Raw genomic sequence first — 8,828 nt, 5'->3', positions numbered from 1 at the left:
GGGTCGTTCGGGTGGACCGGCTCTGTGTCGGTGAGGTTCGTCGGGGAGAGGGTCTGGTCGTGGTTGAGGACGACCACGCCGTCGGCGGAGAGGCCCACGTCCAGCTCGATCGCGTCCACGCCCAGGTCAAGGGCGTGGGCGAAGCCGGGGAGGGTGTTCTCGGGGCGGAGGCCGCGGGCGCCGCGGTGGCCGTGGTTCTCGACCGGCACGGTCAGACGAGGGGGCGGAGGGAGAGCGTCTGATCGCGGCCGGGGCCGACGCCGATCGCGGAGATGCGGCAGCCGGACATCTCCTCCAGCGCGCGGACGTACGCCTGCGCGTTCTTGGGGAGATCATCGAAGGTCTTGGCGCCGGTGATGTCCTCGCGCCAGCCGTCGAGGTACTCCAGGACGGGCTTGGCGTGGTGGAAATCGGTCTGCGTCGTGGGCAGCTCGTCCACGCGGGCGCCGTCGATCTCGTAGGCGACGCACACCGGGACGCGGTCCAGGCCGGACAGGACGTCCAGCTTCGTGAGGAAGTAGTCGGTGATGCCGTTGACGCGGGTGGCGTAGCGGGCGATGACGGCGTCGAACCAGCCGCAGCGGCGGTCGCGGCCCGTGGTCACGCCGTACTCGCCGCCCGTCTTGCGCAGGTACTCGCCCTGCTCGTCCAGCAGCTCGGTGGGGAAGGGGCCGGAGCCGACGCGGGTCGTGTACGCCTTGATGATGCCGATCACGCGGCTGATCTTCGTGGGGCCGATGCCGGAGCCCGCGCACGCGCCGCCCGCCGTCGGGCTGGACGACGTCACGAACGGGTACGTGCCGTGGTCGAGGTCGAGCAGCGTGCCCTGGGCGCCTTCCAGGAGGACGACCTTGCCGTCGTCCAGTGCCTTGTTGAGGACGAGCGTCGTGTCGGCGACGAACGGCTTGAGCCGCTCCCCGTACTCCACGTACTCCTGGACGATCGGCCCGGTCTCGATGCGGCGCCGGTTGTAGACCTTCGTCAGGACCTGGTTCTTCTCGCGCAGCGCCAGGTCGAGCTTCTGGGTGAGGATGTTCGGGTCGAACAGGTCCTGCACCCGGACGCCCATCCGGTTGATCTTGTCGGCGTAGGTGGGGCCGATGCCGCGGCCGGTGGTGCCGATCCTGGCCTTGCCGAGGTAGCGCTCGGTGACCTTGTCGAGGGCCCGGTGGTGGGGCATGATCAGGTGCGCGTTCGCCGAGATCAGCAGGCGTTCGCAGCTCACCCCGCGGTCGCGCAGGCCGTCGATCTCCTGGAGCAGCACGGCCGGGTCGATGACCACGCCGTTGCCGATCACCGGGACGACGTCGGGCGACAGCACGCCGGACGGCAGCAGGTGCAGCGCGTAGCTCTGGTCGCCGATGACGACGGTGTGTCCGGCGTTGTTGCCACCCTGGTAGCGGACGACGTAGTCGACGTCTCCGCCGAGCAGGTCTGTGGCCTTGCCCTTGCCCTCATCTCCCCACTGGGCCCCGACAAGAACGATGGCAGGCATGCCACATTTCCTTCCCACGACGAAGGCCCCGGTCGCCGCAAGCGCGCGAAGGGGCCTCTTGCGATCAAAGCGTACCCGCACCTGGACGGCAAGAAAACCGGAGGCGAACGTCCCTGCCGGTCGGGGGGTCGCTCGGCGACCTCGCGGGCGGCGGCGCGTTCTTCAGGCGTTGCCGCCCCAGCGGGGACCGGCGTATCGAGCGAGGGCCGACTCGATCTCACTCCGGGAGGCCTTGAGGCGGTGGACGGGCACGACCACGATCCAGCCGGTCTTCCGCTCCAGGTAACACAGCGGTGCCCGCGGTCCGCGCGGCTCCGGCAAGGCGAAGTTCAGCGGCCACACGCAGATCGACCATCCGGCGTCGGCGCGGCGGACCACGATGCGGCTCATCTCGTGCCATCGGTAGAAGACGCGGCGGCCGCTGTACCGGAAATCGAGCCCGTACGTCCCGACATGCAGTTCGCAGGGTTTTCGCAGCATGGTGATGAGCGGGAGCATCCAGATCGCGGGAAGCCGGATGAGCCAGAAGGCCAGCACGAACAGGAGCACGATGATGAGGCCAGAGGCGTTCCAGTTGTTCCCGGTGGTCGCGGTGGCCACCGCCAATGCGCCGATGCCGAGTCCGAGCAACAGGCGGAGGCTGTGGCCCACCAAAGCAAGGATCACCGGAGTGAAGGTCGGGCCGAACCGCACGGAACTGCTCTGGACGGGCTGATATTGGACGGTTGCCGCCGTCATCGGTGCCGGGGTGACCTCCGGCTCGGGACGGGACTGCGCGGTGCTGGGATAGCGCGTCAGCATGTCCTGGACGGGCGCCGGGAGCCAGGCGTCATTCCCACCGGCCGAGGAGAGGACTTCCAGCAATTCGGCTGGCTTGGGCCGGGCCGTGGGGTCCTTGGCCAGGCAACTCGTCACGATTCCGTGCAGCGGCTCAGGGAGGTCGTCCAGCACCGGGTCCTTGTGGACCACACGGTAGGCCAGCGCTTCTGACGGGCCCTCTCCGAATGGGCGGACCCCCATCACATAGGCCAGAAGGGCGCCGAGTGCGAACACGTCGCAGGCCGGGGTGACGGCACCGTCGGCGATCAGCTCGGGCGCCATGAACCCGGGTGTTCCGGCGCCCCTGGTGGCGCCGGACGCGTCGACGGCGCGGGCGATGCCGAAGTCGATGACGCGCGGCCCGTCGGCGGCGATCAGGACGTTGGACGGTTTGAGATCGCGGTGCACGACGCCGACCCGGTGAATGGCCTCCAGCGCCTCGGCCAGCCCCGCGCCGAGCACGAGTGCGGACTTCAGCGGAAACGGCCCGTGCTCGGCGATCGCGGCGGCGAGTGAAGGGCCGGGCACGTAGGCCGTGACCAGCCAAGGGATGTCCGCGTCCGGGTCGGCGTCCACGACCGGCGCGGTGTGGAAGCCGCCGACCTGGCGGGCCGCCTCCACCTCGCGCTTGAAACGCCGCCGGAAATCGGCGTCGGCGGCGAATCCGGAATGCACCAGTTTGACCGCCACCGGCCTGCCGCCGGGGACGAGCCGAGGAACACCTGCCCCATTCCGCCCGCGCCCAGCCGGGCGGACAGCGTGTAACGGCCCACCGTACGAGGATCACCAGGTCGCAGATCATCCACTACAGCGCCCCGTATTCCGTTGTTCGCCTTTTCGCCGCCGGACCGGCTGCTCAGATTAAAGCGGACGGGCACGGCCCGCAGTAGGTCACAGGACGCACAATCTGCGCCCGGTGGCGTGCGGGCGACCGGCTCGCTGCGTCAGGTGCCGTTGAGGGCGTCGGCGGCGGTTGCGCTGCTGTCGCGGAGGAAGGTCCGGCAGCGTTCGGCCTCGTCGTCCTCGCCGATCGCGGCGGCGGCGCGGCCGAGGGCGTGCAGGGCGCGCAGGAAGCCGCGGTTGGCCTCGTGCTCCCACGGGATGGGGCCCTGGCCGCGCCAGCCGGCCCGGCGGAGCTGGTCGAGGCCGCGGTGGTAGCCGGTGCGGGCGAACGCGTAGGAATCGATGACGCTGCCGTTGGCGAAGGCGCGGTCGGACAGCTCTGCCCAGGCGCCCGGATAGTCGGGGTGGCGCGCGGCGACTTCGAACGGGTCGACGCCGTTCTCCAGGGCCGTGCGGGCCTCGATGTTGTCCGGCAGTTCGGTCGGAGGCGGGCCACCGAGCAGGTTCTGGGTCATGCGGGTCATCGTAAGCAGCCCCGTCATGTCCGTATCAACCCAGGGGGCACGACGATGTCCGCGCAGGCTAGGCGGGCATCGGAAGCGGGAGGAGGAAGCGCGCCGCGCCGCCGTCCCTGGTCGGGTGCGCGGCGGGCCAGCCGTGCCGGATGAAGAGGATGCCACCCCGGTTGGCGAGGGTGACGTCCGCGCCGAACTCGCTGATGCCGCGGCGTTCGGCCAGCTCGGCGAGGCGGGCGACCAGCGCGCTGCCGACGCCGTGCCGCTGCCACGGGTCGGTGACGAGCACGGCGACGTCGGCGCACCACGGGCGCTTCTTGAGGCGGATGTACTCGGCGCTGCCGATGATCTCGTCGCCGTCCAGCGCCACCAGGGCCTCGCGGTCCCAGTGGTCGAGGGCGTCCAGCAAGCGGAGGTAGTGGTCGGGGATGTACGGGGTTCCGGAGAAGAAGCGGGTGTAGAGGCTGGTGGCCGACAGCCGGTCCGACATCCGCCGGACGCCGTCGCGGTCGGCTGCGCCGTACGGGCGCACCAGGACACGGCCGCCCCCGGTGCCGTGGCCCTCAAGTAGCTTCATGAAACTCATTGGACCGCAAAAGGTTTCGTGAAGCAACTTATTAGGGTCAGGCGGCCGGGCCCGGCCGGGGCTCGACGTCGCCGGGGCCCAGGATCGCGCCGCAGGCATCGCAGGTGAAGCGCGGGGTCAGCGTGCCGCCGCAGCCGCGATGGCCGATGATCAGCGGTGGCCCGTCGGGCGCGTAATGCCGGTCGCCCCACATCATCAGCGTCATCACGGCGGGCCAGAGCTCGACGCCCTTGCGGGTGAGCCGGTACTCGTACCGCTCGGGCCGCTCCTGGTACGGGACGCGGCGCATGATGCCCTCGTCGCACAGCCGGGCGAGCCGGTTGGCCAGGACGTTGCGCGCGATGCCGAGCTCGTCCTGGAAGTCGTCGAAGCGCCGCACGCCCTGGAAGGCGGTGCGGATCACCAGCATGGTCCAGCGGTCGCCCACGACCTCCAGCGACCGCGCGATCGAGCAGTTCTGCGACTCGTAAGTGCGGGGTAGTGCCACACCTCCGAGACTACCCAGGTTTCGTCAAACAACGCGCGCCGTCCGGCGGGGCGGCACCCTCCGGAACCGCCGTCTGACCTGGCGATCTCCGCCGCGGCCTTCACCGTCACGCTCGCCGCGTCGCCGCCCCCGCGGCGAGCGTGACGGCCCGGCCGTGCTACTTCAGCTTCTGGCCCGCGGACTGGAGGCTCTCGCACGCCTCCACCACCCGCGCGGCCATCGCGGCCTCGGCCGCCTTGCCCCACGAGCGCGGGTCGTACTGCTTCTTGTTGCCGACCTCGCCGTCGACCTTCAGCACGCCGTCGTAGTTGCGGAACATGTGGTCGGCCACCGGGCGGGTGAACGCGTACTGGGTGTCGGTGTCGATGTTCATCTTGATGACGCCGTACGACACCGCCTCGCGGATCTCCTCGAGCGTGGACCCGGAGCCGCCGTGGAACACCAGGTCGAACGGCTTGTCCTTGCCGTGCTTGGCGCCCACCGCGTCCTGGATCTCCTTGAGCACCTCGGGACGCAGCTTCACCGAGCCCGGCTTGTACACGCCGTGCACGTTCCCGAACGTCGCCGCGAGGATGTAGCGGCCCTTCTCGCCCACGCCGACGGCCTCGGCGGTCGCGAGCGCGTCGCCGGGCGTCGTGTACAGCTTCTCGTTGATCTCGTTGGCGACGCCGTCCTCCTCGCCGCCGACGACGCCGATCTCCATCTCCATGATGATCCGCGCCTTGGCGCACTCGTCGAGGAGCTCGGCCGCGATCCGCAGGTTCTCGTGCAGCTCGACCGCCGACCCGTCCCACATGTGCGACTGGAACAGCGGCTCCTCGCCGCGCGCCACCCGCTCCTGCGAAATCTTGATCAGCGGACGCATGAAGCCGTCCAGCTTGTCCTTCGGGCAGTGGTCGGTGTGCAGGGCGATGTTCACGGGGTACTTGGCCGCCACGACCCGGGCGTACTCGGCGAGCGCGCTCGCGCCGACGACCATGTCCTTCACCGTGGAGCCGGACAGGTACTCGGCCCCTCCGGTCGACACCTGCACGATCCCGTCGCTCTCGGCCTCCGCGAAGCCGCGCAGCGCGGCGTTCAGCGTCTGGCTGGACGTCACGTTGATCGCGGGGAAGGCGAAGCCGTCCCGCTTCGCTCGGTCGAGCATCTCCGCGTAGGTATCGGGCGTTGCGATGGGCATTGGTCAGCGTCCTTTCATACGCAGTGAACGTCGTCGTCCGGCCTTCGCCAGAGTCATCGCCGGCGCGGCGTCGCCGGATCCGGGACGTTCAGATGTGCCGCCGGGCGTCCAGCGGGCGGTAGCACCCGGACGTCCGCATACCCAAGCACGAGCCAAGGTCACGCGCTTTTCCGGGTCGGGCATGCCGTCCACGCTCAGTATCCCGCCTAATCGGAGCGTGTGGAAAGGTACGCTCGCGGTGTGGATCTCTCGACCCTTCCCCTCGACATCACCGAGTGGCTGCACCCGCAGGCGTGGCTCCAGCTATTCGGCACGTTCGCGACGATCGGCGTGCTCGCGATCATCTTCGCAGAGACCGGGCTGCTGTTCGGTTGCATCCTGCCCGGCGACTCGCTGCTGTTCACGGCGGGGATCCTCACGGCGGTCTCCACCATCAACGGCGAGGAGTTCCAGCCGCTGTCGCTGCCGTGGCTGCTCGTCGGCGGCCCGATCGCGGCGATCGCGGGAGCCCAGCTCGGGCACTTCCTCGGTGCCCGGTATGGCCGAAAACTCTTTGATCGTCCCGACTCCAGAATCTTCAAGCAGGAGTGGGTGGAGAAGGCCGAGCACTACTTCAACCGATTCGGTCCGGCCAAGGCCGTGGTTCTGGCCAGGTTCATCCCCATCGTGCGGACGTTCCTCAACCCGCTCGCCGGGATGCTCGGCATGAGCACCCGCCGGTTCTTCATCTGGAACTGCATCGGCGCCGTCATCTGGACGGACAGCCTGTTCCTTCTCGGCCACTTCCTCGGTTCCGAGGTGCCGCACGTCGACCGATACATCCTGCCGGGCGTCGCGGTGATCCTCGTGCTGTCGGTCATCCCGATCATCCGAGAGGTCATGAAAGGCCGCAAAGCGGACCGGAGTCCAGATAAGAATGACCCCGAAGAGTCACGTCCGTCGCTCAGCGGTGACAGTTATCGCTAACCTCCCCATGTGGGACGTCACCGGTCGGACCCTAGGGGTCTCGCGCGCATACTGATCGCGGCTGTTGCCGTGATGGCCGCCTTGGCCCTTCTCGTCGGCGGAGGCCTGGCTTTGGTCAATGCGCTCTCCGGCGAACCTGAACAGAAGGGGCCGTCGACGAGCGCGAGCCGTCCGGCGGCCGACGACAGCGGTGGCGGCGATCCGTCCCCGGAGACGGCGAGCTCGCCGACGGCCGCGCTGCCGCTGGTGATCCGCGTGACCGGCCCGGCGACCTTCGTGGTCGTGCGGGTCGCCGACACCGGCGGCAAGGTCCTCACCCAGGGCACCCTGAACCAGGGCGAGACGCGCAACTACCGCGAGACGCCGCTGCAGGTCGTCGCCCAGAACGGCGGCTCGCTGCAGGTCGTCATCCACGGCAAGGTGCAGCCGCGGAAGCCGGACGGCCGCCGCGCCGAATGGTTCGTCAAGACCCGCCGCGGCTAGGGCCGGCCGGGCCGAGGCCGGTCGACGCGGCCGGTCGGTCGATCGGTCGGTTCAGCTCAGGTCGAGGTCGGTGACGTCGTAGGGGTGGCGGTAGGCGAGCCCTTCCTCGGCGATGCGCCCCGCGGCGCCGCGCTCCAGGATCGTCGCGACCGCCACGACCTCCGCGCCCGCCTCGCGCAGCGCCTCCACCGCGGTGAGGACGGACCCGCCCGTGGTGGAGGTGTCCTCGACGGCGAGGACCCTGCGGCCCGTCACGTCCGGGCCCTCGATGCGGCGCTGCAGCCCGTGCGCCTTGCCCGCCTTCCGGACGACGAACGCGTCCAGCGCCCGGCCGCGGGCCGCCGCCGCGTGCAGCATCGCGGTCGCCACCGGGTCGGCGCCGAGCGTGAGCCCGCCGACGGCGTCGTAGTCCAGGTCGGCGGTCTCGTCCAGCATGACCCGCCCCACCAGCGGCGCGGCGGACCCGTCCAGCGTCACCCGCCGCAGGTCCACGTACCAGGACGCCCGCTTCCCCGAGGACAGCACGAAGTCGCCGTGCACCACGGCCTTGTCCTTGATCTGTCGCAGCAGCTCATCACGATCGCTCACGTGAAGAACCCTATTGCCGCCGTGTACGGTGCCCGGCATGACGCCGGGAACGCTGGTCCTGCTGCACGAGCCGCACTCCACCGCCGCCGCCTGGGGCGACCTGCCGGAAATGCTCCGCTCGTACGGCCTGGACGTGATCGCTCCGGACGTCCCCGACGACACCGGCCCCCGCTACATCGCCCGCGTCTCGCTCACCATCACCGCGACCGATCCCGTCCCCCCGCTGGCCCTGGCCGCGCACGGCACCGCCGGACCGCTCCTCCCCGGCATCGCGCTCGCGCAGCGCGCGGCGCACCGTCCGATCGCCGGATACGTGTTCATCGACGCCGACCTGCCCCGCCCGCCGCGCCACGACCACGAGTCGCCGCAGAACGACGTCCCCATGCCCCCAGATTGGCCGGAGGCGCCCTGCGGCTACCTCCGGACCCATGCGGACCGCACCGCCTCTTCCGGCCACGACCAGGCGATCAGAGAAGCCCGTCTCCGCGGCTGGCCGGTGACCGAACACGAACCCCCGACGGCGGTGGCCCAGTCCTTGAGCGAACTTCTCATGGAGCTGTGAGAGGCCAGGGCCCGGCGGCATGGGCGAGCGCATGCCGCACCGCGGGGACCTTTCGAGCGCCGATCGAGCCGCTGATCCGCGCCGTGGCGTGAGAAACCGACCGGCTCGCAACCGGGGGCTACCAGGGGGCGTCGGGCGTCCCCCTGGGCGGCTACGCGTTCTTCAGGAGGTCGTCCAGGAGGGCGTCGTAGTCGTCTTCGCCGCGGCCCAGGTCGATGCGGGCGCGGTAGCGGAGGCGGAGGAGGGCTTCGAGGCTGTCCTCGGCGATGGCGACGTCGTCGGGGCCCGGGGTGAGGGTGTCGGC

At 70.2% G+C, this 8,828-nt stretch carries 10 protein-coding genes and 1 pseudogene; 3 read left to right on the top strand and 8 right to left on the bottom strand.

The genetic code is table 11. From position 1 onward, the window contains the following. The 7 genes and pseudogenes from E1264_RS35765 to fbaA all read right to left on the bottom strand — a co-directional run. Positions 1 to 209 (bottom strand): glycerophosphodiester phosphodiesterase family protein (locus E1264_RS35765; RefSeq protein WP_279491903.1); only part of this gene is annotated, 209 nt, incomplete at its 3' end. A 2-nt stretch (positions 210 to 211) separates the two neighbouring features. After that, on the bottom strand, positions 212 to 1,495 hold the full coding sequence (locus E1264_RS35760) for an adenylosuccinate synthase (protein WP_132180821.1): 1,284 nt from the start codon (positions 1,493 to 1,495) through the stop codon (positions 212 to 214). Positions 1,496 to 1,657: 162 nt separating this feature from the next. Beyond that, a pseudogene (locus E1264_RS35755) lies at positions 1,658 to 3,046 on the bottom strand (serine/threonine-protein kinase); the annotation flags it as partial. Between the two features lie 212 nt (positions 3,047 to 3,258). Continuing rightward, a complete protein-coding gene (locus E1264_RS35750; RefSeq protein ID WP_132180823.1) occupies positions 3,259 to 3,681 on the bottom strand; it encodes a DUF3151 domain-containing protein in 423 nt (140 codons plus the stop codon). 58 nt (positions 3,682 to 3,739) lie between these two features. Then, positions 3,740 to 4,249, bottom strand: a complete 510-nt coding sequence (locus E1264_RS35745; protein WP_132180819.1) for a GNAT family N-acetyltransferase — start codon at positions 4,247 to 4,249, stop codon at positions 3,740 to 3,742. Positions 4,250 to 4,295: 46 nt separating this feature from the next. Continuing rightward, positions 4,296 to 4,745 (bottom strand): helix-turn-helix domain-containing protein, encoded by a 450-nt coding sequence (locus tag E1264_RS35740; protein WP_132180817.1) that lies wholly within the window; start codon positions 4,743 to 4,745, stop codon positions 4,296 to 4,298. A gap of 157 nt (positions 4,746 to 4,902) precedes the next feature. Beyond that, entirely contained in the window at positions 4,903 to 5,925 is a 1,023-nt protein-coding gene (gene fbaA, locus E1264_RS35735; protein ID WP_132180815.1) for a class II fructose-bisphosphate aldolase, read from the bottom strand. A 240-nt stretch (positions 5,926 to 6,165) separates the two neighbouring features. Between fbaA and E1264_RS35730 the strand changes: the two genes are divergently transcribed. Beyond that, a complete protein-coding gene (locus tag E1264_RS35730; RefSeq protein WP_132180813.1) occupies positions 6,166 to 6,891 on the top strand; it encodes a DedA family protein in 726 nt (241 codons plus the stop codon). 111 nt (positions 6,892 to 7,002) lie between these two features. Continuing rightward, a complete protein-coding gene (locus E1264_RS35725; RefSeq protein WP_243711370.1) occupies positions 7,003 to 7,374 on the top strand; it encodes a RodZ domain-containing protein in 372 nt (123 codons plus the stop codon). Positions 7,375 to 7,425: 51 nt separating this feature from the next. Here E1264_RS35725 and pyrE read toward each other — a convergent pair whose 3' ends face one another. Further along, entirely contained in the window at positions 7,426 to 7,962 is a 537-nt protein-coding gene (gene pyrE, locus E1264_RS35720; RefSeq protein WP_132180809.1) for an orotate phosphoribosyltransferase, read from the bottom strand. Positions 7,963 to 7,999: 37 nt separating this feature from the next. On the opposite strand from pyrE, the gene E1264_RS35715 reads away from it, so the two are divergent. Continuing rightward, the gene (locus tag E1264_RS35715) at positions 8,000 to 8,524 is read left to right on the top strand and encodes a hypothetical protein (protein WP_132180807.1); all 525 of its coding nucleotides are present in this window, start codon (positions 8,000 to 8,002) and stop codon (positions 8,522 to 8,524) included. Positions 8,525 to 8,828: the final 304 nt, after the last annotated feature.

The organism is Actinomadura sp. KC216, from assembly GCF_004348535.1.
GTDB lineage: Bacteria > Actinomycetota > Actinomycetes > Streptosporangiales > Streptosporangiaceae > Spirillospora.
The sequence above is the reverse complement of the archived record's forward strand: the minus strand, read 5'-3'. Positions and strand labels throughout refer to the sequence as shown.